The organism is Microcoleus sp. Pol12B5 (assembly GCF_036701335.1).
Lineage (GTDB): Bacteria > Cyanobacteriota > Cyanobacteriia > Cyanobacteriales > Microcoleaceae > Microcoleus.
This window is the reverse complement of the sequence record NZ_JAUBQQ010000021.1, coordinates 1-25,702: the sequence shown is the minus strand read 5'-3', so window position 1 is coordinate 25,702 and position 25,702 is coordinate 1. Positions and strand designations below refer to the sequence as shown.

Annotated in this window: 23 protein-coding genes and 1 tRNA gene; 6 read left to right on the top strand and 18 right to left on the bottom strand. The window is 47.1% G+C overall.

Going from position 1 to position 25,702, the window contains the following annotated elements:
- Positions 1-103: 103 nt before the first annotated feature.
- From xylB to QUA24_RS12540, 3 genes are all read right to left on the bottom strand, one after another.
- Positions 104-1,546, bottom strand: coding sequence for a xylulokinase (xylB, locus tag QUA24_RS12550; RefSeq protein ID WP_333230062.1), 1,443 nt, complete (start codon positions 1,544-1,546; stop codon positions 104-106).
- Positions 1,547-1,567: 21 nt separating this feature from the next.
- Positions 1,568-6,748, bottom strand: coding sequence for a PAS domain S-box protein (locus QUA24_RS12545; protein WP_333230060.1), 5,181 nt, complete (start codon positions 6,746-6,748; stop codon positions 1,568-1,570).
- A gap of 115 nt (positions 6,749-6,863) precedes the next feature.
- Positions 6,864-8,360, bottom strand: coding sequence for a mannitol dehydrogenase family protein (locus QUA24_RS12540; protein WP_333211648.1), 1,497 nt, complete (start codon positions 8,358-8,360; stop codon positions 6,864-6,866).
- Between the two features lie 312 nt (positions 8,361-8,672).
- On the opposite strand from QUA24_RS12540, the gene QUA24_RS12535 reads away from it, so the two are divergent.
- A complete protein-coding gene (locus tag QUA24_RS12535) occupies positions 8,673-9,962 on the top strand; it encodes an NAD(P)/FAD-dependent oxidoreductase (RefSeq protein WP_333230058.1) in 1,290 nt (429 codons plus the stop codon).
- A 68-nt stretch (positions 9,963-10,030) separates the two neighbouring features.
- Here QUA24_RS12535 and QUA24_RS12530 read toward each other — a convergent pair whose 3' ends face one another.
- Entirely contained in the window at positions 10,031-10,774 is a 744-nt protein-coding gene (locus QUA24_RS12530) for an HAD family phosphatase (protein WP_333230056.1), read from the bottom strand.
- Complete coding sequence (locus QUA24_RS12525; protein ID WP_333230054.1) at positions 10,755-12,260, bottom strand: mannitol dehydrogenase family protein; 1,506 nt, start codon at positions 12,258-12,260, stop codon at positions 10,755-10,757. Before QUA24_RS12525 ends, QUA24_RS12530 begins: the two co-directional genes overlap by 20 nt.
- Before the next feature lie 1,057 nt (positions 12,261-13,317).
- Between QUA24_RS12525 and QUA24_RS12520 the strand changes: the two genes are divergently transcribed.
- A complete protein-coding gene (locus tag QUA24_RS12520; RefSeq protein WP_333230052.1) occupies positions 13,318-13,536 on the top strand; it encodes a hypothetical protein in 219 nt (72 codons plus the stop codon).
- A gap of 101 nt (positions 13,537-13,637) precedes the next feature.
- Here the strand turns inward: QUA24_RS12520 and QUA24_RS12515 are convergent, their stop codons facing one another.
- From QUA24_RS12515 to QUA24_RS12490, 6 genes are all read right to left on the bottom strand, one after another.
- Positions 13,638-14,399, bottom strand: coding sequence for a DUF72 domain-containing protein (locus QUA24_RS12515; RefSeq protein WP_333230050.1), 762 nt, complete (start codon positions 14,397-14,399; stop codon positions 13,638-13,640).
- An 88-nt stretch (positions 14,400-14,487) separates the two neighbouring features.
- Complete coding sequence (locus tag QUA24_RS12510) at positions 14,488-14,865, bottom strand: hypothetical protein (RefSeq protein ID WP_333230048.1); 378 nt, start codon at positions 14,863-14,865, stop codon at positions 14,488-14,490.
- Positions 14,866-15,043: 178 nt separating this feature from the next.
- A complete protein-coding gene (gene ygfZ, locus QUA24_RS12505) occupies positions 15,044-16,093 on the bottom strand; it encodes a CAF17-like 4Fe-4S cluster assembly/insertion protein YgfZ (protein ID WP_333230112.1) in 1,050 nt (349 codons plus the stop codon).
- Between the two features lie 137 nt (positions 16,094-16,230).
- A complete protein-coding gene (locus QUA24_RS12500; RefSeq protein WP_333166739.1) occupies positions 16,231-16,614 on the bottom strand; it encodes a hypothetical protein in 384 nt (127 codons plus the stop codon).
- Positions 16,615-16,682: 68 nt separating this feature from the next.
- Positions 16,683-17,939, bottom strand: coding sequence for an RNA-guided endonuclease InsQ/TnpB family protein (locus QUA24_RS12495; protein ID WP_333091256.1), 1,257 nt, complete (start codon positions 17,937-17,939; stop codon positions 16,683-16,685).
- 243 nt (positions 17,940-18,182) lie between these two features.
- A tRNA-Val gene (locus QUA24_RS12490) sits at positions 18,183-18,254 on the bottom strand.
- Positions 18,255-18,326: 72 nt separating this feature from the next.
- Between QUA24_RS12490 and QUA24_RS12485 the strand changes: the two genes are divergently transcribed.
- Positions 18,327-18,917 (top strand): metal-binding protein, encoded by a 591-nt coding sequence (locus QUA24_RS12485; RefSeq protein ID WP_333230046.1) that lies wholly within the window; start codon positions 18,327-18,329, stop codon positions 18,915-18,917.
- Positions 18,918-18,923: 6 nt separating this feature from the next.
- The gene (gene mazG / locus QUA24_RS12480; RefSeq protein ID WP_333230044.1) at positions 18,924-19,751 is read left to right on the top strand and encodes a nucleoside triphosphate pyrophosphohydrolase; all 828 of its coding nucleotides are present in this window, start codon (positions 18,924-18,926) and stop codon (positions 19,749-19,751) included.
- Positions 19,752-19,874: 123 nt separating this feature from the next.
- On the opposite strand, the gene QUA24_RS12475 is transcribed toward mazG, so the two are convergent.
- From QUA24_RS12475 to QUA24_RS12465, 3 genes are read right to left on the bottom strand one after another with little or no spacing between them, the layout of a single operon-like run.
- Positions 19,875-20,276: a helix-turn-helix transcriptional regulator gene (locus QUA24_RS12475; protein ID WP_333091252.1), complete on the bottom strand. Its 402-nt coding sequence runs from the start codon at positions 20,274-20,276 to the stop codon at positions 19,875-19,877.
- A 32-nt stretch (positions 20,277-20,308) separates the two neighbouring features.
- On the bottom strand, positions 20,309-20,689 hold the full coding sequence (locus tag QUA24_RS12470; protein WP_333230042.1) for a helix-turn-helix transcriptional regulator: 381 nt from the start codon (positions 20,687-20,689) through the stop codon (positions 20,309-20,311).
- 25 nt (positions 20,690-20,714) lie between these two features.
- Positions 20,715-21,116, bottom strand: a complete 402-nt coding sequence (locus QUA24_RS12465) for a helix-turn-helix transcriptional regulator (protein WP_333230040.1) — start codon at positions 21,114-21,116, stop codon at positions 20,715-20,717.
- 181 nt (positions 21,117-21,297) lie between these two features.
- On the opposite strand from QUA24_RS12465, the gene QUA24_RS12460 reads away from it, so the two are divergent.
- Positions 21,298-21,681, top strand: a complete 384-nt coding sequence (locus QUA24_RS12460) for a hypothetical protein (protein ID WP_333230038.1) — start codon at positions 21,298-21,300, stop codon at positions 21,679-21,681.
- Between the two features lie 127 nt (positions 21,682-21,808).
- On the opposite strand, the gene QUA24_RS12455 is transcribed toward QUA24_RS12460, so the two are convergent.
- A complete protein-coding gene (locus QUA24_RS12455; RefSeq protein WP_190746013.1) occupies positions 21,809-22,294 on the bottom strand; it encodes an allophycocyanin subunit alpha-B in 486 nt (161 codons plus the stop codon).
- A gap of 482 nt (positions 22,295-22,776) precedes the next feature.
- Here QUA24_RS12455 and rlmD point away from each other — a divergent pair, with 482 nt between their 5' ends.
- A complete protein-coding gene (gene rlmD / locus QUA24_RS12450) occupies positions 22,777-24,189 on the top strand; it encodes a 23S rRNA (uracil(1939)-C(5))-methyltransferase RlmD (protein WP_333230036.1) in 1,413 nt (470 codons plus the stop codon).
- A 155-nt stretch (positions 24,190-24,344) separates the two neighbouring features.
- Here the strand turns inward: rlmD and QUA24_RS12445 are convergent, their stop codons facing one another.
- From QUA24_RS12445 to QUA24_RS12435, 3 genes are read right to left on the bottom strand one after another with little or no spacing between them, the layout of a single operon-like run.
- A complete protein-coding gene (locus QUA24_RS12445) occupies positions 24,345-24,527 on the bottom strand; it encodes a type II toxin-antitoxin system RelE/ParE family toxin (protein ID WP_333230034.1) in 183 nt (60 codons plus the stop codon).
- On the bottom strand, positions 24,524-24,883 hold the full coding sequence (locus QUA24_RS12440) for a type II toxin-antitoxin system ParD family antitoxin (protein ID WP_333230032.1): 360 nt from the start codon (positions 24,881-24,883) through the stop codon (positions 24,524-24,526). Before QUA24_RS12440 ends, QUA24_RS12445 begins: the two co-directional genes overlap by 4 nt.
- Positions 24,876-25,229 (bottom strand): helix-turn-helix domain-containing protein, encoded by a 354-nt coding sequence (locus tag QUA24_RS12435; protein ID WP_333230030.1) that lies wholly within the window; start codon positions 25,227-25,229, stop codon positions 24,876-24,878. The genes QUA24_RS12440 and QUA24_RS12435 overlap by 8 nt, the downstream gene beginning before the upstream one ends.
- Positions 25,230-25,702: the final 473 nt, after the last annotated feature.

Below are 25,702 nucleotides of genomic sequence, written 5' to 3'. Positions count from 1 at the left end.
TGTAGTAAACTTAGTTATTTTATTTGACAGATGTTAAACAGTCTTAGCTTAAGAGTAAATTGTCGATAGGTTCTAGTACCTCCCCCTTTAGGCATAACTCCTATCACATTTTTTTTAGTCGTGGATAAAGGGATTGATATCGAAACCAAGCCTCTTCTAGGATTGGATTAACTGATTGGGGAGTGGCAGCAAGCATTGGTGTGGCTGCCAGTTTGATGGTGTCATTAGCATCTGCGTATACGCCAATTCCGATACCCGCCAGTAGAGCCGCACCACGGGCGGAAGCCGCAGCAACTGTAGTTGCATAGAGGGGTATTCTCAATACATCGGTCAGTAATTGTTTCCAAGGCATTTCTGCCGTTCCACCGCCTGCTAAACGCAGTTCTGTCGCTTTAAAACCTGTTGCCTCAAGTGCCTCAAAACCTTGTCGCAAAGCAAAAGCCACTCCCTCTAAAGCCGCCCGCATCAAGTGCCCCTGTGTGTGATGAAGTCCCAGCCCCACCCATGCCCCACGTATATATGGATCAAGGTGTGGAGTTCGCTCACCCGTGAGGTAGGGCAAAAATGTCAACCCTTCACATCCTGGGGGAACAGAAAACGCTTTAGTATAGACTTCCTGCCAGCTCAAGCCGAGGATACCTCGCACCCACTCAAGCGCTAACCCGGCATTTTGCATTGCTGCAAGGGTGTACCACTGGTTAGGTAGGGCGGTTCGATAGAGATGTGTACGACCATGACGATCGATAATTGGTTGCGATCGAGGTGTAATGATTTGAGCGCCTGTGCCGATCGTTAGTTGAACCAAACCAGGCTCTAGTAGCCCGTTGCCAAGTGCCGCCGCTGCCGTATCCGCCGCACCAGCAATAACGGGTAAGCCAACAGGTAAGCCAAGATGCTCTGAAGCAACAGTTGTTAGATAGCCTGCGATCGCACTTGAGGGGATAATTTTTGGTAGCCAATCACTACGTAGATTCAAGGCTGAGACTGCATCCTCTGCCCAGTTGTCCGACACAACATCGTAAAGCAAAGTACCGCTAGCATCAGATGGTTCGGTTGCGACTTCTCCAGTCATCCGTAACCGCAGCCAATCTTTGGGCTGGAGTGCCCAACGCGCTTCGGTGTAGACATTAGCCTCGTGTTCTCGTAGCCACAACAAAGTCGGGCCCGCCATTCCAGCCGTAATCGGGTTGCCCAAGCGCTCTAGAATAGCCGCATCGATCGAATGATAAGTGTTCAGCGTGGCACTAGAGCGAGTATCTGCCCAGAGGATAGCAGGACGCAGGGGCTGACCCGACTCCGAAGCTAGGACAACACCGTGCATTTGCCCTGAAAGTGCGATCGCCTGTACCTCTTGAGCGTGATTTCCCACTGCCTTCCTAACAGCCGAGGCAACAGCTAACCACCAATCTTCTGGTTCCGACTCAGCCCATCCAGGTTGGGGTGCATGAACAGGATAGGATGTTGATGCTTCACCTATAGTGGTTCCGTCTGTCGCTAGGAGCAATGCCTTAGCAGAGCCTGTTCCTAAATCAATTCCAAGCAGCATGATAGCTAATCCTCAAATCATTTAGTGTCTTAGCAAACGGGCGATCGCTTGTACCAATTCATCAGGTTCGACAGGCTTGGAGATATGGATCTGAAATCCGGCAGCTAAGGCTTGCTGCTGATTGATCTCCCCAGCATAGGCAGTAAGTGCGATCGCAGGAATCGTGCCTCCCTGTTGGGGGGACCACTTTCTAATTTGCCGAATCAGGGCATAACCATCCATCTCTGGCATCCCAATGTCACATAAAAGTAGATCGGGGAGAGATTGATTCAGGAGGGTCAACGCCTGTGCCCCCGAAGCTGCTGTGGCAACTTGTGCGCCAGATTGCATCAAGGTGAATGCTGCTAACTCCCGCATATCTGCATCGTCGTCCACAACCAAGACCTGAATACCTGCTAAGTCTGCCGCACTTTCTGGATGCCTGTCATCAGAAGAGGGCTCCGGTTCTACGATGTTTAACGGTAGCCGGATGGTAAATGTAGCCCCTAAGTTCTGTCCTAAGCTGTCTGCTTGAACGGTTCCTCCATGCAGTTCGGTAAAATGACGGACGATCGCTAGTCCCAATCCCAATCCGCCGAATTGTCGGGTTATGGTGCCATCTTCTTGACGGAAGTAGTCAAACACATGGGGTAAGAACTCTCGTTGGATGCCTTTTCCAGTATCTTTGACTCGAATCTGAGCGTACATACCAACCTGCTCTAGTTGCACGTCGATACGTCCTCCGGTTGGGGTGAACTTCACAGCATTGGAGAGGAGGTTCCAGACTACTTGTTGGAGGCGATTACTATCGCCTGAAACCGTTCCTGAAATAGGATTAAATGTAGTTTGGATTTGAATGTGTTTGGCTTCGGCTGCTAGTCGTACCGTTTCCCGTGCAGCCTCAATCATTGCCGCTAGATTCACAGGAGCGACGTTTAACGTCATTTTTCCTTGCAGAATGCGCGAGACATCCAACAAGTCCTCAATTAATTGGGCTTGCAGCTTGGCGTTGCGTTCGATCGTTTCCAGCGCTTGCTGGGTTTTTGTGGTATCTAGTCGCCCTGTTCGTAGCAATTTTGTCCAGCCCAGAATCGGATTGAGGGGCGATCGCAACTCGTGGGACAATACGGCTAAAAATTCATCTTTAATCCGGTTAGCGGCTTCTGCTTTTGCGCGATCGCGTTGAGCTAACCGATATAACTGAGCATTGTCGATCGCCAAGGAAGCACGACGCGCCAATTCCTCTGCCAGTTGCAAATCTGCTGAGGTATACCGTCGTCCAGATTCGGCTGAGATAAAGGAAATGGCCCCTAGAATTCGTGCCTGAGTTCGTAGTGGCACCGTCATTACCGATTTGAATCCAACCTGCCGCAGAATCTCTAAATGCTCTGGGTCACGGGCTGCCTGTACCAATAGTTCATCGGGAATCTCTGGCACCAAATCAGATTCCCCAGTTCGCAAGGTCAATGCAGCACCGCGAGGGTCATCTGGGTTCAGAGGATACTTGTCTCTCATCTGATATGCCCATTCCAGCTTGGCAGGGTTAATGTGAGCAACCGCAATCTGCTCGATCGCACCATCCTCTTCTATGATGTGAACCGTACACCAGTCCGCTAATTCCGGCACTGTAAGCTGCGCGACTTGCTCCAAAGTAGTTTGATAATCAAGTGAGGATGCAAGCACCGCACTTGCTTCAGAGAGAAAACGTTGGGCAAGCTCTAACTGCATCCGTTCCGTCACATCTACCACATAGACTAGAACGCCTTCTACCTGGCTATTAAAGTTAACAGTCGGAAGATAGTAAACGTTGTAATAGCCGGGACGGCGATCACTGCGTCCGGGAACATTCACCGCCAAGTTGGGTGAAGTGAAGGGATTTCCTGTTGTGTAGATCTGATCAAAGACTTCAACTAATTGAGGATCGGATTGACCAAAAAGTTCTGGAATTGAATAGCCTAAGTGTTGCTCGCGGGTTAATCCATTAATTTCTGCTAATGCTTCATTAATAGCAATAAATCGCTGCTGGGCATCTAACAGGGCAAGTCCCACCGGAGACGTGTCAAAAATAGTTGCCAGTTGGCGCTGTGCGGCTTCTGCCTGAGAACGGGAAATACGTTCGCGCTCTAACAGTTGTTCTCGTTCTTGTTCGGCATACTTGCGCTCCGTCACATCCAGCACCAGCGATAACACCGAAATCATCCGTCCCGATTCGTCCCTGAGACTGGAGTTATACCACTCGCAATGCACAATGTTGCGATCGTTGGTGTAATTGCGGTTGTATGAAAAAATATGGGGTTCATCACCATAGACCAGCCGTTGGCAGACTTCAGTCACCGATTCTAGGTCTTCCTCAAAGACAAAAGGTATCTCGGTTAAAGACTTGCCCAGAATTTCTTCGGCTTTCCAGCCCAAAATGCGCTCTGCACCAGCAGACCACCGAATGATTTGAAAGTCTCGATTCCATTCAACGACTGCCATTGGAGAGTTTTCAACATGGAAGTTGAGCTTTTGTAGGGCTTGACGCAACGCCTCTTCCGCTTGCTTGCGTTCTGTGATATCAATGACAACTCCGATCGAGTGCTTGGGATTTCCCTGAGAATCATAAGTAAACTCTTTTCTGGCTTCGACCCAGTGAATCGAGCCATCTGACCAACACAGGCGATATTCATGGTGATACTCTTTCTTCTCAGCTATGGCTCGCTGAACTTTCGCCTCAACTTCTGCTAAGTCATTCGGATGGACCCGATTTGCCCAAACTTCATAGGTGGGTTCGCACTCATTCGGTTGTAGACCCAGGATGGTGAAGTGTCCTTCTGACCAAAGCAAAGCATCAGTCTGCATGTCCCAGTCCCACGTTCCCATGCGTCCGATTCTTACTGCCAGTTGCAGGTGAGCTTCACTTTCGCGCAATTCCTCTTCTGCCCGCTCCCGCTCCACGGCTAGCCAGGTTTTTTCAGCAATTCGCTCCATCAGCACCCTATCTTCCTCCGTCCAGTGGCGAACAGAGACATGGTGCAACACCAACAATGCAACAAACCGCCCTTCTTTCACCAATGGAACACATAGGAGAGATTTGGTTTGAATTGCGTCAAAGGTAGCAGCCCCCGATCCGGCAGTCCGAGGATCGCGATCAACATCATCTACGACAATAGTTTTGCCCTGCTTTAATTCAGCAATGAGTTCAGGGCCAAACGAATCTAGGTGATGTCTACCCACTATGCTGATTACACCATTGCAATAATCGCGATCGACAATCACATATTCCTGAGTAGAATCAATTTCACCGTAGGTACAGCGAGTGACTTGGAAATGTTGCCCTGCGGAGCTAACCACTCGCCACATAATTTCCTTCGAGTCTTGAATGGCACGAATCGCATCATTCAATTCAATCAGAAATTGCTGCTGTCTCTCCTTGTGCTGAAGTTCTGCCAGTAATGCTTCAATCTGTTGCCTTGCCCGCACCTGGGCTGTTACGTCCATGTTATAAATTAAGACGCCCTGAATGGTTCCCTCAGCATCTCGCCAAGCCGGAAAGATACAGTTAAAAAATGCCTCTTCCAACACCCCATCGCCATTGCGATCCAAGTAAGTAGGTGACTCCTCCCGAATAAATGTTTCTCCCGTTCGATAAACCTGTTCAAGCACGTCAAAGTAAATTTGCCCCTCTACTTCTGGGAAAACCTGCCGCATCGGTTGACCAATAATGTTTGGAGTGCGTCCAGTCCCTTGCAAATAGGTTGGATTGGCAAATTCATACACAAGATCGGGACTTTTCAAAATGCCAATCATGACAGGGAGCTGCATCAGGATTTCATACAACCGCTTGCGTTCGCTTTCTGCTTCGAGTCGGGCAGTTTGTTCTCGTTTTAAAAGACGATCGCGTTCTGCTTCGATCTGTTTGCGTTCTGTAATATCAACCGAAACGCCAATCATGCGAACTCCTTGCCCCGTCTCATCCCGATAGACTTGTCCCTGACTGTTGAGCCAGCGCACAACGCCGTCTGGACAAATTACCCGATACTCCGGTGCGTAGGGCTGTTCTCCAGCCATTGCCCCTACCGTCGCTTGGAGCACCTGTTGTCGATCGTCTGGATGAATGAGCGCAACAAACTCTTCTCCCGTCCCTTCATGAAAACCCCAAACGTCTAGAGCATTAGCAGAACACACGACCTGATTGGTCGGCAAATCCATATCCCAGACCACCATCTGAGCCGCCGTTAATGCCAATCGCAAGCGTTCTTCGCTCTCTCGTAATGCCTGTTCAACCTGTTTGTAATCCGTCACATCTTGGAAGATAACAACGGCTGCAACAATCTCTCCCTGACTATTTAGAATTGGTGCTGAGTTGATGTTAATGAAGACGCGGCTACCATCATCTTGATGAATTTCCATCTCTTCGTTGGTAACGACCTCACCGGTTTTTAGCGATCGCGCCAGGGGATACTCATGAGGGGCATAGAGCTGACCATCTGAGCCAAAGGCTTCAAAGGGAGCAATGGGTGCATATTCCTCAATCTCAAGCGACTGTTCATAGTCATACCCAACAACTTGCTTGGTTTGTTCGTTCGCTAGAACTAACTTACCGGATGCCGCATCGGCAATTATTACACCCGCAGGCATCTGTCGCAAAACGGCTTCAAATCGGGCGCGTTCGATTTCAAGCTCGTGCAATAACCGTTCTCGTTCTGCCTCTGCTTGCTTGCGTTCTGTAATATCGCGAAAATAAACTGCTACTCCTGCCGTCGAGGGATAGGCCTTCGCCTCTATCCAACGCTGGACAGATTCCCCAAATTCTTCCCAGGCAACAGGAACTTGTTCCGTCATTGCCCGATGGAGTTCTCGATAGGGAATTGCACCAACTAGCTCAGGAAAAACCTCATTCCAAACGTGCTTTCCTAGTAGATCTTCTGGTGTTTTGTGCAGGATTTGAGCCGCCGCCCCATTCACGTAGGTGTAGCGCCAGTCGCGATCGAAGGCGACAAAAGCATCCGTAATGCTTTCCAGAATTATTGCTACCTTGCCCTCAGTTTCTTGGGCAGGGAACAACTGTTCGCCTTCAAGAGTGCGGGCAAAGCGTTCAATGACTTCAGAGCGAGAAATTCCTCGCCTGTGAGCCTCTTTATCGAGCGATCGCCATGCTGTATTAGTGAGAGATACGCTCACTCGTTCTTTCGTCTCCGAGTTCCAATTGCTAAGAAACTTGCCTGTGGCGTCGCGCTTCATTAAGATTCATCCGTATACATACACGGTCTTCTCCATTGAACCTGAGTGACTCACTCAGGAGAATCCACCTTAAGATAGATGCTTTAGCCAGAGGCAATACGGATGCAGATGGTACTTACGACAATCGGCCTAGCGTTCCTTGAGAACCAAACTCATGCAAATTACGCAACTTGTCAGCAACAGCCTCGACGAAACGTGGGGACTTTACTAAATCTCCAAAAATTTCAGATAGGCTGAGAAATGGAGTGGGATCTGTTTTACCTGAGCGGGCTTGTTGAGTGAGGTTGTCTGCTAAAGGGTCATCAATGACGATAGGACGGTTTTGGTCATCGTAAGCATTGAGATAGCGACACCAAGCAGCGATCGTCAAACTTAGGTAATCGATCGCACCTCCAAGTTGTAATTTATCGCGGATCGATCCCAAAACAAACTTAGGAATTTTTGCCGATCCATTCAGGCAAAGGCGTGGAAGCTGATCGCGAATTTTAGGATTAGAAAACCGTTCAATTAAAGTTTTTTTATAATCGTCTAAATCAATCCCCGGAACGGGTTGAAGCGTAGGTGTCACCTCATCCATCAGGTTAGCAACGGCTTGCTGAAACAAAGGGTCAGCCATGACTTCATAAACGTAGTTATAACCTGCCAGAGAGCCGAGATAGCCAATCAGCATATGGCTGGCATTAAGCAGCCGAATTTTCATCATTTCATAGGGATGAACATCCTTAGTCATCTTTACGCCAACGGATTCCCAATCGGGTCTGCCTGCACAAAAGGTATCTTCGATTACCCACTGAATGAAAGGTTCCGCGACGCAGGGAAACGCATCATCAATACCAAACTGTTGGGCCACCATTTTGATATCTGCTGGGGTTGTCAGCGGAGTAATGCGATCGACCATGCAGTTAGGAAACGCAACGTGTTCAGCAATCCAACTTCCTAAATCCCGATCGCGCATTTGGGCAAATGTAGTTAGCATTTTCCGCACCATGTTGCCGTTGCCCTGGATATTGTCGCAGGACAAGACTGTAAAGGGTGCCAACCCCTGTTTACGCCGCTTTTCGAGTGCGGCTGTCAAAAAACCGTATGTCCCAATTGGTTGGTCAGGATGTTGCAAATCGTGCTGCATCGTCGGGTGGTTTACATCGAAATTGCCACTTCCTTCAATGTAGTAGTAGCCGCTTTCAGTGATCGTTAGAGTAACAATTCGGCATTTGGGATCGGCTAATGCTTCAATAACTGCTTGACGATTGTCTGGTGCAAATAGATATCGAGTAATTGAACCAATGATCCGAGCGCGATCGCTCTCAGGCGATCGCTCAACTAAGGTATACAAACAATCTTGGGGCAGAAGCGCATCCCGCATTCGCCTGTCATAGTCATTGTCAAGCAATCCAACCCCACAGATTCCCCAGTCACTACCAGGATTCTGATGGAAATAATCATCGAGATAGAGCGCTTGGTGCGATCGATGAAATCCACCAACCCCAATATGCACAATTCCATTAGTAATTTGATGGCGATCGTACTTGGGTACGCGCACGTTTCCAGGTAAACGAGACAGGGATGCTTGATTCAGCTTGATTGTTGAGTCTGTGCTGGTATTGCTGTTCATCTTAATGTATGACCTTGTGATGACGGCTGATTATCAGTATTGCAGGATGGTTGAAAAAGGTGGACTCTATTTTGGCGGATCTGCATAGCAAGTCGATCGCAAAACCGATCGCCGATGAAGTTGTCGCCCAAGCTATTCTTGAGAATATCTAACTTTTCAGGGGTTGCCGATCACAGATGAAAAGACAACTCAGACCCCCACTTCTTTGTTGAAACCCTGATTGCCCTGAATCAATGTGATTCAGAAGTCTGGGCTCTGCGGGGAAGCATAATAAAGTTCGGTACATCAACTCATCGTATTCGGTAAACCCGTATGGTTCAAAACGTTGTGATCATTGGATCGGGTCCGGCTGGACTGTTACTGGCACATTATTTATTGCGTCGGGGCAACTACCATATTGATATCTATGAACGTCGTCTCGATCCTCGGTTGACTGATGTTTCTGGAAACCGCACATTTCCGCTCTCGCTTCAGGAACGGGGTAGAAAAGCCATTCGAGCCATTGCTGGGTTAGAGGAGGCGATCGCTGCTCAAAGTGTGTTCTGTCACGGGACGATTATTTATCGGAAAAATGGCAAATCCCGACGGATTCCTCGTGAAAATCCGGTTCTCACAATCGATCGCAATCGCCTCGTGACGATTCTGTTGAAGCAATTAACTGAAACCTCTAGTCCGAATCAGGTTAAAGTACATTTCAACTGTGAATGTACGGCTGTGGATGCAACGGCTAAAACCGTGATGTTGAAACATTCAGAAGGAGATAGCTTTACCGTTCACTACGATCTACTGGTGGGTACCGATGGGGCGCGATCGCAAATTCGAGACTATTTAGTCGAGAATGCAGGCTTGTCGTGTTCCCAAAGCTATGTTCCAGATGCCTATAAATCGGTGTTTTTAAGTCGGCTCAATCCGACTGCAGGAGTGGAGTTAGAACCGAATAAAATCCATGCCTGGAATTTGAATAATAAAACCCGGATGTTGATGGTACCCCAGCCAGGAGATCAGCTGAATGGCGTGATTATTTTTGATGCACAGACTAATCCCCTAGAAGGATTATCCACGAAAGAAGAAGTCAAGGCATTTTTTGAGGAAAATTTCCCGCTGTTTGGTCAGTTGATGTCGTGGGAAGAAGCGGAAGCGTTGTTGAAGCGTCCAGTGGCAAAGGTGCTAACGGTACGCTGCGATCGCTTTCATGAGGGCGATAGTGTGTTGCTGATTGGCGATGCTGCTCATGCGGTGTCTCCCTCGATTGGGCAGGGGTGTAATTCTTCCTTAGAAGATGTGCTAATTTTGGGGCAATTGTTGGAGGAGTATGGGGATGATTGGGGGAAGGTTTTGCCACAGTTTTCACAGCAGCGAGTCCCGGATGCTCATGCCTTGCAAGAGTTATCAAATTATTCCTTTCCTCGCACGAAGTTGTTGGTGGTTGAGTTTTTCTTGCGGTTGACGATCGGAAGGCTATTTCATCGATGGTTTCCCCGTTTAGTTAAGCCGTCTGTGTTTGATTTGGTGTTAGATACGGACTTGTCTTATTCGCAGGTGTTGAGTCTGAGCCAAGGTTGGATTGATAAAGTGAAGCATTCGATGGCTGAGAATTCTTGATATTCAGCAACGCTATTTTTCACCATCCCAACTAACGGCATCCAGCGATCGCCTGATGCCACGTGTTCTTACACTGGGGTTGGTGATAATAGACCGATAAGGTCGTGCATCCGATCGATAACTTGCTCGGCCCCAGCCGACACAAGAGCATCTGCACGGCTTTTTCGTTCATCCTCGCTTATATGAGTTCCCCCTACATAACCGATAATCTGCCCAATTCCGGCGGCAACGGCAGACCTTACCCCACTGATAGAATCTTCAATTGCCACGCAATCGGAAACTTTTGCGTCCAGACATTTCACTGCATATAGGTAGATGTCAGGAAGCGGCTTGGGCCGCGGAACCGGGAGAGAGTCGTGAGCGCTAAATACCTGCTGGCTTGGGAAATAGTCGGTCAGGGCAGCAGCACTAAGGCAAGCACTCAGCCGCTGTAAGCTGCTATTACTTACTAGCGCATATTCAACTCCGTCGTCGCGCAGGTAAGACAGCACTTGGGGCGTTCCGACCGTCGCTTTTGCTTCTACAGTAAGCCGTTCGATCGCTCTCTTTTCTTCTTCAGCCACTAGCTTGTCAATATCGCGCTCATTAAGACTGGTTGATGAGTCTGGGTAGAGCTTTTTGAGTATTTCCCTGTAGGGTTTCCCGGCGAAGCTTTTAACAAAGTCCTCAAGCTCATAATGTTGAGCGCCAGGGAACTCACGAGCCACTTCATTTGTCAGCCTCCATGCACTCTTAAGTGCTATGGTTTCACTGTCAACAACTGTTCCGTCATGATCAAAAAGCACCACCTTATCATGCTGAAGCTGTTTCATTTAAAAGACCTCCATCACAGTAATTCTTAAGCGTAGTCAATAGTCCGTGGGTTTGGATATCTCGCAAAGCTTGTTGGCATTCCTTATCTACGACCTCTGTGTGTTCGCAATTGTCCAATCCCAGAATCCCGCTAATTACTGCGCCTTTTTGAATGGCTGTAATTGCGCTTTGGGTATCCTTAGCATAATAGGGTTGACCAGACTCGCACGCCTCTTCTCTGACTGCAAGCAGCCACGCCGCAACAGGAAGTATAATCCGCTTCATGCTGACTTTTCGGCTATAAGCATCCTGAAGTATCGGAAATATATACTTGCCTACTTTCCTCGCTGTTTCTGAAGAGATTCTCTCAGTAGAATCGGGAAGATCCTCGTTACTCAGCCTTAGTAACACCTGTTCCATATATTGTTCGCACATCTCGCGAGGCACTGGTGTTGCTGCTGCGATATCGTCCATGAGATGCCGAGTAAACAAGTGGAATTCCGGTAGGGCGATCGCCTCGTGCATATACTCTATACCTGCTCTTACAGCTAAACAGGCTATGAAGGAGTGTACTGCATTCAAGAATCTCGACTTCATATAGAGGAAGGGAGTGATGTCGCTAGTCATAATCACCCCCGTATCTTCCCACTTGGGGCGATCGCCTGTGAATTTGTCTTCCACGACAAACTGCCAAAATGGTTCGGTTACAATGGGTGCGCGATCGCGAACCTGCAAGAGTCGGCTGGGGTAGTTATAGTCGGATTCCTGTTCTTGAGGCACAATCCTGTCTACAACTGAATTAGGGAACACCGCGTTATCCCTGATGTATTCTGCAAGCTGAGGATCGAGCTCTTCAGCGTAAGCTAGCACTGCTTTTCGCAAGATTTCCCCATTTCTTGGGAGGTTGTCGCAAGAAAGTGTCGTGAAGGGGGTCATTTTGCGATCGCGCCGTCGGCGTAGCGCCTCTACGATAAAGCCAATTGCAGTAGTTGGAGTGGAAGGGTTTTGCAGATCGTGCGCGATGTCTTCATTCGTTGTGTCGAGATTAAAACTCTTGTCTAGATGGTAGCCTCCTTGAGTAATAGTAAGAGTCACCAGATGCACAGAGGGAGACGCCATCTTTTCAAGCACATACTCGCACCTCTCTCTACCATTAACTATTTCCCTGATAGAAGCTATAACTTCCGCTTCCTCACGATTTTGAGCGCAGCTAGAATGTTTGGTCAAAGTGTAAAGGAATCTCTGCGGTTTCAACCTAGTAATTGTCTGTTGACTCTTCAGGCTAACCCCACAAATCCCCCATCTCTGCTCTTGGGAATCCTTCTGTGCAAGATAGTTATGTATTATGTAGGCGAGGTGACCCCTAAAAAAACGACCAGGCCCGAAATGGACGATACCAGTCTTAAGCGCCCTCCTGTCGTAAAGAGACTGTTCTCTCCACAAACCAGTTACAGTACCGAAGCGAGAACTTGAAGAAACACTGGGCGGTCTGAGTAAGTTAACCATGAGACTTCTTAAATAAGTTTGATAAGGTAAAATGAAAATTGGTCAGTCTGGGTATACCCAATGACCTAAAAGCAACACAAATGTCTCAAACTGCGAAAATTTCGGGTATCCTGTGTGCTATCTACAAAGAAGCGTATTACCAGATGGTAGTTAGGGTGTGATAGATAGAGCAGAGAAAGAAAAAATCAGGTAAACCTAATTAAGAATCAAAGCTCAATTGGTCATTAACCTGAAGTAAGGCACAAGGGTACGCGACCTACTGCAACTTTGTTCAACTTTGGCAAGTGCGTAAGCCGAATGTATGTCCTATAAGGCGCAAATAGAGTGCTTTTAATTCTGGATTGAGATTCCCAAATAGCTCTGTAGACTTTGATGTTATTTCCCTTGGTTGCTGCTATCCTCCGTATTCAGGAGAATCTACAAACAATTCTTTATAGGGACTTATAACAACAGGGTAATTAGGGTCTGATAGGTATAACAGTGAAAGAAGAAATCAGGCAAACTTAATAAAGTATCAAATATCAAGTAGTCATTAACCTGAAGTAAGGCACAAGAGTACACCACATACTGCCAATTTGTTTAGCTTGTACACGTGCGTAAGTCGAATGTCTTTCCTACAAGGCGCAAATAGACTACTTTTAAATTATGCCTTTAGATTACCTAATAACTCTTTACACTTTGTATGTTATTTACCTTGGTCGCTGCTATCATCTGTCTTCAGGAGAATATACAAATAATTCTTTAGAGGGACTTATAACCACAATCAAGCGTATACTTCGCTACAAGCAGTTAAGTTAGAGTTTGGCGTTTGTGGAGCAAGCGTCCAAAAAACAACGCTTACCTTGAAAATTCCTGTCTGTAGCGGATGGCTGATACAGCATTGCAATTTCGTTTCAGTCTGTCCATAACTTTTTTAAAGTTTCCTCACTCATTCTCTAAAATTGGAATTACGACTCGACTAATTGAGGAACGGATAGCCGAAGTGCAGCGGGATGTGAGAGTCCATTACTCAGAGGTTGCCATCAAGTTGCTGGGATGGTGGGAAAACTGAGGGAAGGTGGAACTGTGCTTCAAACGCCACTACAAAGCGTTTAATTATTGCATTGAGAAACTGACGGAGTATTTCGTGTTTCCCAATGTCAAACGCACCCTGCGGGATTTGTTTGAAATGGAAGCAAAAGTGCTCAGTAATGTTGATTTGAATTTGATCGGCTTGTGGTGGGTGATGTTGAGTTGGATGTGCGGGTTCGGGGTGAGTGCGATCGTCAAACCATAACCTAGACGAACGCCACCTCCGATTTGTAATTCAGCTTCAGGGAAATGCGGAGAGTTTTTGAATGCGCCCAAAAGAATGGGAATGGTCTCAATTAGAGTCTGTCAGGAAGTACCATTCTCCACAAAGGTTTTCAGCTTTGAAGCGTTGCGAACTGCATTTCCCTCTCCGTCATTGTTGAAGTAGACGAACACAGGTCGCCCCTGGCTTTCCCACTCGTGGATGCGATCGGCCCACCAATGCAAATCATCATCCGAGTAGGAGCCGCCGTAGAGATTGTTGGCGTCGGGGCCGTGGAGTCGCACATAGACGAATGAACCCGTTACACGCAGGATACACGGAAGGTGGGCGCCACTCATGACGCAGTAAGCTGCTCCTTCGCGTTCCAGCAGCGAAAATACCTCTTCTGTGTGCCAGCTTGGATGTCGGAATTCGACAGCTACTTTGATCCAGGGGGGCATCTGTTCTAGAAAGTAAGCTAGGCGGGCCAAATCGCAGCCGAACTGGGGAGGGAGTTGGACGAGCAGAATACCCAATCGATCGCCCAGGCATTGAAGTCCCTCACTCATGCGTTCCAACCACTTTTCTGGCGAGTAAAGACGCTTGGAGTGGGTTAGACCACGGGGCGCTTTTACGGTCATGAGAAATCCTTGGGGGAGGCGCTCTCGCCAGTTAGCAAAGGTAGTGTTTGGTGGCCAGCGGTAGTAGGTGCTATTAACTTCTACGGTTTGATAGTGCTGGATGTAGCGATCGAGCCTAGAGCCAGGCGGTAGCTGGTGGGAATAAAGCACACCTTCCCAATGGTCGTAACTCCAACCTGAAGTCCCAATATGAACCATCAAATCCGGGTTCGTTATCGCTTCCATGATTCGGCTTGAAATCGCTACTACACAAACTTTCGTCCCAGCAGAGAGGGACTAAGAATTTGATATTTGAAAACTGGATACGATTGAATTAGTTGGCTCGATCGCTGCCACCTCGATCTGCCGCTTTTTCTACTGCTTCCCGTGCTGGCGTAACTGCTTCGCCTACGTTATCTTTTACCGATTCTATAAATCTTTTGGTACTGGGGGCAATGGGTTGGTCAAGATTCAGCTTTTCTCGGATATTGTCAACGGCATCATTTCCGCCCTTCTCGATATCACTTGTGGGCTGGCGATCGGGACGGGCAACTTCGTAAGACGTAGCTTCTGGCGTTAAATGTGTAGCGTTCGCTTGCATTTTATTGCCCGAAAATTCCAATTCTGAGCTAAAAATCAGCGCTATTCCTACAGCAAAGATTATTCCAACTCGCAGGCAAGTTGTAACTAAGCGCGATGTAAACTTTTTCATTGAAAAACTCTGTTTTTTCTGTGACGACTGTAATACAGAATAATTGCGGTTGTTGGTTTGCAAATCTATCTAAAGATAGGACTTGTGGCCAATTTATGGTGTTACCATCCTTCCCAAATCAACCTCAACAAAAAACTTTTTGGCGCTGCGGCGTCAACAAACAAACGACCGATCGCAACTACGAACTCAAGAAAGGTACATTTACTACTTCCCCTGACACCGATCCGACTTGCACTTTCAGTCCTTCGCCGCCCGCTTTTGTGCGGATGTAAGCAAGACCAAAAAAGCCGGATTCAGTTTCCGTAAAACTGGTGAGTTTGCCGACTTTTTCTTCTCCGATGGTGACTGCTGTTCCGGGTTCAACCGCACCGCTCAACTGCACGCCCCAAAGTTCCTGTTTGACTCCTTTGTAAGTGTTCAACCGGGCAATTGTTTCTTGACCGATGTAGCAGCCTTTGTCATAGGTAATCGTGTGTAAAAGGCGGGCTTCTAGGGGGTTGTAATCGTCGGTGAGTTCAAAATCGGGTGCGGGGCGTCCTTGTTCGATTCGCAGTTGTTCCCAAACTCGATCGCCCATCGGTACGGCCCCAGCTTTGACTAATTCCTTCCACAAGTTGGCTGCATCGCTTGCTGGCGCAATTAAGGTGTATCCGGGAGTTACTAAACCGCTACCCACCGCAACTCGGACTTCCATACCTGCAAACTTTATCAATTTGTGAGTAGCGTAAGGTTGATTTTCGAGTTCGGTAACTCCTATTTTTTCTAATAGTTGAGTGCTTTCCGGGCCGAGGAAACTGAAAGCAACAGTTGTATCGGTTAAATCTGTTAACTCGACGCGATCCATTGGGAAAATATAGCGATCGAGCAATTCCAGCAGTTGGCGGCGGCGGTTGGCTGAAACTAACAGCAGTACGGCATCTTCTGTAGCGTAAGCGGTGGCGAGGTCGATCGTCCGGGCGGTGGAAGTCACAAAAACGGTGTCGCAACCTTGACCGGGTTTGAGTATATTAAAATTATTGGTACTTTGATTGTGCAAGAACCGCAGGCGATCGCTGTCTGAGATTTGAATGCGTCCCCAGTGAGTGCGATCGTACAAAGCCGCACCTTGTTTAGTTGCTGCGATCGCTTCTGCGTCGTTACCAAAACTGACTGGCACAATTTCTTTGGTTGTTAACTCTGCAAAAGTAGCACCGGCCGCTGCTTGAATGTCGTGCAATTCTTGAATCATAAGATTTTGTTGACTGTTGACTGATGACTGTTGACTGTTGACTGTTGACTGATGACTGATGACTGATGACTGATGACTGTTGACTGGAAAGCTCACAACTGTCAACTCTCAACTGACAACTGACAACTCTCAACTGACTATTTGCCCAAATTGGCGAATATTTCTTGTATTAATTGACTGGCTTTAGCATCAAGACGATTCCAATCTACATCGCCAGTCTCATCATCAATCAAGCTAGTATCAATTACAACTTCTTGGCTTTGGATTTGACTGTGGGCGGGCTGGTAGTTGACAAAGCAGACTCGATAGCAAAGTTCCCAAATATCGATACATCTTTGCTCGCCTTGAAGCTCTAAAATTAGTTGATAGCCAGGAATGGGAATCTGCACTTCTTGATAAGTACCCGTCCAAACTGACTCCTCTAATTGTTTGCGGATGTTATCGAGCACTCGGATCATTGCTGGTTGCATGAGCAGTTCAGCTTGCTGCCAAGCGATCGGGCTAGTTATTTTAGGCTTCATATACAAGGTTCTAAAAAAGAAAATCATTGACATCCTCACCGCCCTAAAGGGAGGGTGATTCCCAAGAATCACTTCTTGAGTTTTCTGCTTCGTCCCGTGCCAGCTAGACTGACTTTACCACCAGTCCCCGCCGCATCCAGTCCACAGACAGTTTGTTTTACTTCCAGGCTATGCCCTAGCCCAGAAATTAGTTCCAACCCACGATTTCTAACCACCTGTGCCGCTGCCACATCACGCGATGCAGTAAAGAAACACACTGGACAAGAATGAATTCTTTCGTCTAGGTGCTTTTTGCCCGTATGCGTCCCACACTCAGGACATTGTTGTGATGTGTAGTCCTTGTCTACCTTGGCAAAGAAAACACCTCGTTTAAAGCACACCCATTGCAGTATGTTGACGAATTGACCGAATCCAGCATCGGCACTATGTTTACTCAACATTCCTCTGGCCCAAGAGCGAAAGTCGATGTCTTCAACAAATATCATCCCTACGCCGTCACTCATACGGTGGGCTAACTTAAAGTGCCAGTCTTTCCTGGTGTCAGTAATCTGTTGATGAATTCTGGCTATTTTTTGATTGAGCTTATGTCTGTTATTCGACCCTTTCTTCTTATGCTTTAATCTACGTTGCAGTAATTTCAACTCGCGTTGTAGAGTTTGCAGGAAGCGAGGTCTAGCAATTTGCTCGTTATCGCTAGTAGCTACAAACTTATCAAACCCTAAATCCAAACCTCGCGGATGACCGGATATGGGTGTATCTGGCACTGATACATTTAACTGTAATGACAACATGACAAAATATCCCGATGCCCGTCGTACAACCCTGGCTTGTTTAATTTCAAATCCCCCTGGGATTTGGCGTGACAAGCGCAAACGAATCCACCCTAGTTGAGGCAATTTCAGCAAACTTCCATTGATGGGATTTTTGCCCAATTGAGGAAACACAAACGATCGCATTCGGTATTTGTTCTTGAAGCGAGGGAAGCCTAGTTTCTTCGCTCTCATGTCCTCAAATGCCCTGTCCAGCGTTCTTAAGACTTGTTGCAATACTTGCGAATGTACGCTCGTGAGGAGGGGAAATTGCTCTTTGGCAAGAGTCAATCGTTTAGCCTGAGTGTGGTAACTAGGGTATGGCTCGTCAGCCCTGAGTATGTACTCCTGTTCGATGGAACAAGCATTTACAGGCGACTTGCGGGAATTCAACCAGTCTTTGCGCTCCCGCAAAGCAAAGTTCCATACAGAACGACACACAGCGAATATCCGCTCGATAGTATCGACCTGTTCTGGAGTTGGTTCTAGTTTGAATTCCCACGTCATGTTTAGCATGAAATTATTTTACACACTTACTGAGTATGTGTAAAGCCGTCCTCCACTTCGTTAAAGGACGGGGTTTTAGACCCAAATTTTCGATAAATTAATTTTCTAGCATTGGGTGCCAACTTTTGAAACATCCGCCCCAGAATGTTAAATTTAGTCGTCACCCAATTCAACAGTCAACCCTCAACAGCAACAGCCGTTCTCGGCTTGACGGCTAAAAACGGCTGAAACTGTTGATATTGACTTATCGGATGGGTAATGTAGGATTTGAACCTACGGCATCCTGCGTGTAAAGCAGGCGCTCTACCACTGAGCTAATCACCCAATTGCACTCACCGGGATTTATCATATCACAGTAACTCAGAAAGATCAAGTAAAAAAAATCATAAACTTTAAATGCCCTCTGGCCGCACTCACGATCAAATAACCATGTGGAGTTTGCCCTTGGTGGCAGCCCTCACCTTTGGCCAGACTCAGAGCAGCAACCTGACTTTGCTCGTTTCCGGCAGCTTCTTATTCGGCGGGCTGATGTTTGGCCCCGACTTGGATATCTACTCCTGCCAGTATCAGCGCTGGGGATGGTTCAAACCGATTTGGCTCCCGTACCAAAAAAGCCTGCGCCACCGCTCTTTTTTGTCCCACGGCCCTCTAATCGGCACTGCTTTGCGAATCTTGTACCTCGCTATCTGGATCGTGGTTTTCGGATTGTTGGGATTGGCAATTGCCGAAAAAGTCGGGAACTTGGGCGGGAATTGGCAGGATGTGGTTTTGAGTTACGGGCGATCGATCTGGGAACACCACATCGAAATTTTAGCCGTTTACATCGGTCTAGAATTGGGCGCTATGAGCCACTATCTGAGCGATTGGGGCGGCTCGGCTTACAAAAGATTCAAAAAGAAAGGATTGAGCGGGTTGCGGCCTCCTGGCACAATTAAGAGGCGCAAACGCCAACCAACCCGTCGCACTTCCAGCAAATCTAAAAGGTAAATTCCGATGTCTAATTCCCACAGTCGATCGCTCACAGCACTCAAAGAACTTATAGAAGTTGTGGCTAAATTGCGATCGCCAGACGGCGGATGTCCTTGGGATTTAGCCCAAACTCCCCAAACTCTAATTTCCCACATAATCGAAGAAGCTTATGAAACCGCCGACGCGATTCGCAAAGGAGATAAAGATGCGATCGTCGAAGAATTGGGCGACTTACTGTTACAGGTAATTTTGCAAGCTCAAATTGCCAGCGAATCCAATCAGTTTACCTTCGCCGAAATCGCTGCGGGCATTACAGAAAAACTAATTCGGCGACATCCCCACGTCTTCGGCGATGTCGAACTCAACAGCGTCGATGAAGTCAACGAAAACTGGGAAAAAATCAAAGCAGCAGAAAAAGGCACAACTTCGGAAAAGCCGCCAACTTTAGCCTCAAAAATGAGCCGTTATGCCAGCACTTTGCCGCCGATAACCGCCGGGATGAAAATCTCTCAAAAAGCTGCGGAAGTGAGTTTTGATTGGGACAGTGTAGAGGGCGTTTGGGATAAATTTCACGAAGAAATGGCAGAATTTGAACACGCTCTCAAACACGAGGATAAGGCAGCGCAGCAGTCAGAATTGGGAGATATTATGTTTGTGTTGATTCAATTAGCTCGCTGGTACGATTTAGATCCGTCGGCTGCTTTGCAGGGAACAAACGATCGCTTCGTGCAGCGGTTTGCGAAGGTGGAGGCTGCGTGCGATCGACCTTTATCAGATTATGCCCCAGAAGAGTTAGAATCTCTGTGGCAGCAAGCTAAAGCTTTAATTGCTAAACAAAAGGGCGATGCGTAATATCAAATCCGTTGGTATCAGAATGATTAATCTCTCTCTTCTTTTCCTCTGCGCCCTCTGCGCCCTCTGCGGTTAAAAACTCCCAATCTAACTAATTTGCTTTAATCAGATGTCAGCAATCGACTACTCGTAAAGTTTTGCATCGTTGTATGGGGGATGTTCGCACGCGATATATAAAGCATTTGTCGGTTCCAGGGCTTCCCCAGTCACCGGGTCGATCGGCTTGAGGACAAAGCATAACAGACTGAGCGATCGCCAATCCAAACTTTCTAACTTCCCGCGTTCGTAGCGACTAACAGTAGCATTACTAATACCGACATCTTTTGGTACAGGATCTCCGGCTGTCCGAAACAGAGCGGCCTCGTATTCTTTTGTGACCATTTCTGTTTCAATAATTGACCAGCCCCGAATCTCTCTAGCTGCTTTCAGAAGTTTGCCCAATCTACCGCGTCCCGTATCCGTAAATCGCACAGGGCGCAGTTTTTCTCGATCGACGACAGCCTTAAAGTCAAGAAATCCGGGCATTTTACAGCTCCAATTTAACTATTAAGTCAATCCTACGCCTCGACGTTGGGGTTCCAAAATTCAGTTCCGATCAACAGTAAGTCTTCTAGAGTAACCAACCGCTTTTCAACCGGGTGAACTGGTTCGAGAACATCGAGGAACAGCCACAAAAGATCGGGTGCAGGCTTGTTGTAATAGCCATTTTCGATTCTCGAAATGCCTGCAATGCTGACCCCCAAAACTTTGGGCAAAGGCTCTCCCCCTAGATTATAAAATTGAGCCTCATGCTGCTTGGTCTTTTCGCTCAGTTCGTGAACGCTCCACCCCCTAGCTTCCCGCCACGATCGCAAAAATTTACCCAACCGCCGCAGCCCGGTGTCAGTAAATCTCCGTCTCAAGTATTCTTTTTCTGGCTTAGCTTCTGCTATCACCATCAGTCATCACCTATCTGCAAATAATCTAGTCGTAGAGCTTCGCATCGTTGTATGGGGGATGTTCGCACGCGATGTAAAGCGCATTTGTCGGTTCCAGGGCCTCTCCTGTCACCGGGTCGATCGGCTTGAGGACAAAGCATAACAGACTGAGCGATCGCCAATCCAAATTATCCAGCTTCCCGCGTTCGTAACGGTTGACTGTTGCGGCACTGATACCCACATCTTTCGGTACGGGTTGATTTGTAGCTCTGAACAGCGCCTCTTCATATCCCTTTGTTTTGAACTCTGTTTCGCTGACAGACCAGCCTGTTGTCTGTCTTGCTGCTTTTAAAATCTTCCCCAAACGCATCCGCCCCGTTTCAGTGAAGCGAACGGGACGCAATTCCTGCTCTTTGTCTACCACAGCTTTGTTAGAGAGTCCTGACATTTTTCCCACCTACGTTAACTCTCAAACTAGCACAGCATCAATGATTGAGGGTTGCACGAGCAACATCTGAGCTTAAGAAGTTTAAATTAAGTTTTCTTGCACTTGTGCAATAAGAGTCTGATATAGTAATATGTAATTGACTCTAAACAGAACTTGCCTCTCAAGCCCTGAGTATACAGCTATGACAGCACTATTTCGCCGCATCCAACCCTCGAAAAAGCTCCGCATCACCGTCAGGTCGATCGCCCAACTGCTCAAAATCAGCCAAAATCAAATTAAGCGAGTCGAATCCTGGGCTTTCGTGGTGTTTGTGCATCGGCGGGACAGAGGCGGACAATTTATCTCGTACCGCAGGCTGGAAGAATGGCAAAATGCGATCGCCCATCATATCCAAACCTGCCCCACCCTTGGAGAACTCTCGCAGCTCAAAACATCCATTCTGTACGACAGCCGGAAATTCAAAAAACAATGTCTCCAAAAAACACTTGACTTTTTAAATCAAATGTGCATTGAAAGACAAGACGAACTCAAAATCTGGGAAAGCTTAAACTGCATTGCTTCCTAGCAGACATTAGGCAGATTTCCTTGCCCAAAACAGAAGCGAAACATTTGCGAGCAATTGCGAGATAAAATCACCCCAAAAATCACCCGCGAATGCTCCGCCACATTCATGAAAGCAATCACCAAAGCAATTAAGACATTGCCTGAGCGATATAATCAAAATAAGGAGCTGCTTCCTTAGCATCATCCTGATTGAGCAAAGCCAAAGAAGCTTCCTTCAAACAGCGGATAGCTTCGACCATGCCAGGAACAGGAACGCCGAGAGAATTATACATTTCCCGAACGCCAATCAAACCGATGCTTTCGATCGGCTCCTTGTCACCCGCCAAGATACCGTAGGTAATCAGGCGCAAGTACCAGCCGTAGTCGCGCAGACACAAAGCCCGTTCGCGTTGGCCGTAAGCATTACCTCCGGGGGAGATAAAGTCAGGGCGTTTTTTCCAGAGTTTTTTGCTAGCTTCTTCAACAATTTTTTTCTCACTGTCAGACAGCGCAGTAGCAATACGCACCCGCTGTTCCCCGGTTTTAAAAAAATCTTTGATGCTTTGAAGTTCGCCGGTACTGGGATAGCGAAGTTCGTCGTCGGCTTGGAGAATTAGTTGGCTAACTACGCTCATTGTTATTCAAAAGAATTGAGGATATTTGAGAGTAAGATTAATTGACATTCTCATCCGTTAAAGATGAGATTCAGGGTTGGACGATTTACTTTGCTTCTAACATTTATCAACATTAGAAGTAGCGGGTAAATCTCCGCAAACGTTATGCTTGATGTTCAAGCCAGTTTCCCTGTGTTCCAGGGTACTGCGGGAAAAACTCAAAAACTGCGAGTGAGAGTTTTGATGTCGGCAGACACTTTGACTGTTTAACGAGTTTTGGCTAGCTCGCCCCAACAGCATATCGCACAGGCTCGATCGGGACAACTCACGGCAGGCTTGACTTGCAGGTTGAAGCTTGGCTTTAGCAGCAAGACGTTCAGCAGCAGGAATACAGCCTGCTATTGAGCTTGAGTGCGATGGATGGAGCCCCGCTTCGCTACGACTTATCTCAGGAAAGAGAGATCGATATTGCATTACCACATTAAATCCTACCACGACTACTTGTGACCAAATCTAAATTCCCGACCCCAAACTCGACGAAATTGGCAAACCCTTGCCAGCAAGGTCAACTGATTGAGATAGAGATTACCGACTTGACAGACACCGGCGACGGAGTTGGTCGTTTTGGTGAGTTAGTGGTGTTTGTTCCCGATACCGTGACGGGCGATCGAGTCCTTGTCCGCCTCGTGCAAGTCAAATCCACCTATGCTACAGGCAAGCTGGACACACTTCTCGAAACATCCGAACACCGCATTCGAGCTAACTGCATTGTCGCCGACAAGTGCGGCGGCTGTCAGTGGCAGCACGTAGACTATCAATATCAGCTTGCAGCCAAACAAAATCAAATCACTCAAGCCTTAGAACGAATTGGCGGATTTAGCAATCCGCAAGTTGATGAAATTTTAACGGGCAAAATCGAGGGATTTCCCCAATTTTTGGGATACCGCAACAAAGCGACTTATCCCGTGGCAATATCTGCGACAGGTCAAGTCCAAGCAGGTTACTATCAAAAAAGCACCCACAAATTAGTCAATCTCAATCAGTGTCCGGTGCAAGACCCGCGCCTCAATCCTTTGTTAAAAGAAGTCAAAGAAGACATCCACTGGCGGGATTGGCAAGTCTACGACGAAAAGAAACATACAGGAGAATTGCGTCACTTGTCCTTGCGAATCGGACGGCGCACCGGCGAGATGCTGCTAACTTTAATAGTTCGCACTGGAGAGTTGCCGGGACTTGAAGAGCAAGCATCAGAGTGGCTGAAACAATATCCTCAACTGGCAGGGGTTTGTTTGAATATAAATCCCGATCAAACTAATGTGATTTTTGGGACTGAAACTCGCTGCATTGCGGGTCGTTCTTATCTGCGAGAAAGTTTTGCTGGTTTGAAATTTCAGCTAAGAGCAGATACTTTTTTTCAGGTTAATACAGAGGCGGCTGAAGGGTTGTTAGAGGCGATCGTAGGGGAATTGAATTTGCAGGGAAACGAGATTTTGGTTGACGCTTTCTGCGGAATTGGTACTTTTACTTTACCCCTGGCAAAACAAGTAAAAATAGCCATAGGTTTAGAAGTGCAACCGGCGGCGATCGAACAAGCCAAATTAAATGCTGAGTTAAATGACGTGAGAAATGTCGAGTTTCAGACCGGAACAGTAGAGAGTTTGCTGCCTTCCTTGGGATTGACACCGGATATTGTGCTGCTAGATCCGCCGAGAAAAGGGTGCGATCGCGCGGTTTTGGAAGCTATCAAGGAAATCAAACCAAATCGCATTGTTTATGTTAGCTGCAAGCCTGCTACTTTGGCTCGCGACCTGAAGATTTTGTGCGAAAATGGGGATTATAAGTTAGCGCGAGTGCAGCCGGCGGATTTCTTTCCTCAGACTTCTCATGTTGAGTGTGCGGCGTTTTTGGTCAGGTGAATGAAAGGGCGATCGTTGTTTAGTTAAATTCAATCATCAGCATCGGCGAAGAGGGCGGATAAATCTCGATAACCACTGACAACTCGAAAGATTTCTACATTTTGTCCGATCGGCATATAGAGGATGAGATAGTTGTCTATGGAGAGGCTGCGAAGCTATGGTAAAATTTCGTCTCTTTGTCGTCCAATATTGGGAAATTGAGCAATTGTGGCGAATTTAGCGTCAAGATTGCTTAAAAAGCGATCGGCTCGATCGAGTCCCGATCGACTAGCGATGTAGTCTGCAATTTGCTCAATGTCTTGAATTGCGGGTTGGGTGAGGCGAAATTTTGGACTCATGTTTCTTTTGAACTGTAGCGCGATCGCAAATTAGCTCGAATTTGTGCCATTGCGGTTGCACGGTCTACGACTTCACCGCGTTGGGATGCTTGCTGACCAATCAGTGCGTCTTGTTGGAGTTCTTGCAGTCGTCCTTGATAAATATCTTGCTGTTGTTCGAGTAGTTTAATGGCTGCAAGGATAACGTCGATCGCGCTGTTGTATTTGCCGCTGGTGAGTTGGCGCTGCACGAGGGCTTCGACTTCAGGAGGCAAAACAATTTGCATGGTGTTTGAGATGAGGAGTGTTGATTCTATTGTAGGCGATCGCCCTTCAGTTAGATTGGTTAGTGTAGGGGCGATCGCCCATCTAATCATCTTTATCCAAATCTTCTGTTTTCGGAGTTTCTGAAGTTGAGGGGAATTCTAGTCGAATGTTAATATCAATTGATACTGTACTTTCTTTAAAACCTATATTAACTATTTTTACTAATGCTTCTGTAGGTACAGAGTTATTTATTTTAAATTCAGGAGAGGACTGAGTTTTATATCCGGCTTCCTGTAGCCGATCGCAAATATTGCGCCAATTTCCTACAGGTTCGTTAGGTACATCTGCGAGTTTTTTAACATATTGGTATAAAGTTTTACATAAATAAACCTCTGCACTTTTGGAACTCTGAAATAGTTGGCGGGCGATTTCGGCGGGACTGCAACCGGAAAGCAATCCTCGCAGGTAGAGTTTTTCTGTTTCTGTTAGTCCCCTGCGCGATCAAGGAGAGATTTGCCGTTTAGCTTCTGCAAAAGCTTGGTACAGCCTTTCTAAATCCCAGTGTTTGGCGGCTTCGGCAAATAAGTCTTCTTTTGATGCCATTTTCGGGTGTGGTGAGATGTGGCTAACGATAGCATAACGGAAATTGCTAGCGTTTGTTAGTTGCTTGGTAGCGGTAGCTAGTGTATTATTTTACTAATACTAAATATATAAGTGTAAATACTTAGATAAACGGGGAGGCGCCATCGCTTCAACTAACGTCAAAGCTAGTATTTGCAAAAGTCAGAGGGCGCTAAGTAAAGTTTTGTAACAAAAAAGTAGTATTTTGCATAAAACTTTTGGACTCCGCCTGATAAGTAGCTAGACAAAATTAATTACATAGTTTTCTCCAAATTCTTTCAGGATTTTTTCCACAGAGGTAACAAAAG

Coding starts and splice junctions, on each gene's coding strand:
- xylB (WP_333230062.1), bottom strand. CDS start 1,546: ATGCTGCTTGGAATTGATTTAGGAACAGGCTCTGCTAAGGCATTGCTC.
- QUA24_RS12545 (WP_333230060.1), bottom strand. CDS start 6,748: ATGAAGCGCGACGCCACAGGCAAGTTTCTTAGCAATTGGAACTCGGAG.
- QUA24_RS12540 (WP_333211648.1), bottom strand. CDS start 8,360: ATGAACAGCAATACCAGCACAGACTCAACAATCAAGCTGAATCAAGCA.
- QUA24_RS12535 (WP_333230058.1), top strand. CDS start 8,673: ATGGTTCAAAACGTTGTGATCATTGGATCGGGTCCGGCTGGACTGTTA.
- QUA24_RS12530 (WP_333230056.1), bottom strand. CDS start 10,774: ATGAAACAGCTTCAGCATGATAAGGTGGTGCTTTTTGATCATGACGGA.
- QUA24_RS12525 (WP_333230054.1), bottom strand. CDS start 12,260: ATGGTTAACTTACTCAGACCGCCCAGTGTTTCTTCAAGTTCTCGCTTC.
- QUA24_RS12515 (WP_333230050.1), bottom strand. CDS start 14,399: ATGGAAGCGATAACGAACCCGGATTTGATGGTTCATATTGGGACTTCA.
- QUA24_RS12510 (WP_333230048.1), bottom strand. CDS start 14,865: ATGAAAAAGTTTACATCGCGCTTAGTTACAACTTGCCTGCGAGTTGGA.
- ygfZ (WP_333230112.1), bottom strand. CDS start 16,093: ATGATTCAAGAATTGCACGACATTCAAGCAGCGGCCGGTGCTACTTTT.
- QUA24_RS12500 (WP_333166739.1), bottom strand. CDS start 16,614: ATGAAGCCTAAAATAACTAGCCCGATCGCTTGGCAGCAAGCTGAACTG.
- QUA24_RS12495 (WP_333091256.1), bottom strand. CDS start 17,939: ATGCTAAACATGACGTGGGAATTCAAACTAGAACCAACTCCAGAACAG.
- QUA24_RS12485 (WP_333230046.1), top strand. CDS start 18,327: ATGCCCTCTGGCCGCACTCACGATCAAATAACCATGTGGAGTTTGCCC.
- mazG (WP_333230044.1), top strand. CDS start 18,924: ATGTCTAATTCCCACAGTCGATCGCTCACAGCACTCAAAGAACTTATA.
- QUA24_RS12475 (WP_333091252.1), bottom strand. CDS start 20,276: ATGCCCGGATTTCTTGACTTTAAGGCTGTCGTCGATCGAGAAAAACTG.
- QUA24_RS12470 (WP_333230042.1), bottom strand. CDS start 20,689: ATGGTGATAGCAGAAGCTAAGCCAGAAAAAGAATACTTGAGACGGAGA.
- QUA24_RS12465 (WP_333230040.1), bottom strand. CDS start 21,116: ATGTCAGGACTCTCTAACAAAGCTGTGGTAGACAAAGAGCAGGAATTG.
- QUA24_RS12460 (WP_333230038.1), top strand. CDS start 21,298: ATGACAGCACTATTTCGCCGCATCCAACCCTCGAAAAAGCTCCGCATC.
- QUA24_RS12455 (WP_190746013.1), bottom strand. CDS start 22,294: ATGAGCGTAGTTAGCCAACTAATTCTCCAAGCCGACGACGAACTTCGC.
- QUA24_RS12445 (WP_333230034.1), bottom strand. CDS start 24,527: ATGAGTCCAAAATTTCGCCTCACCCAACCCGCAATTCAAGACATTGAG.
- QUA24_RS12440 (WP_333230032.1), bottom strand. CDS start 24,883: ATGATTAGATGGGCGATCGCCCCTACACTAACCAATCTAACTGAAGGG.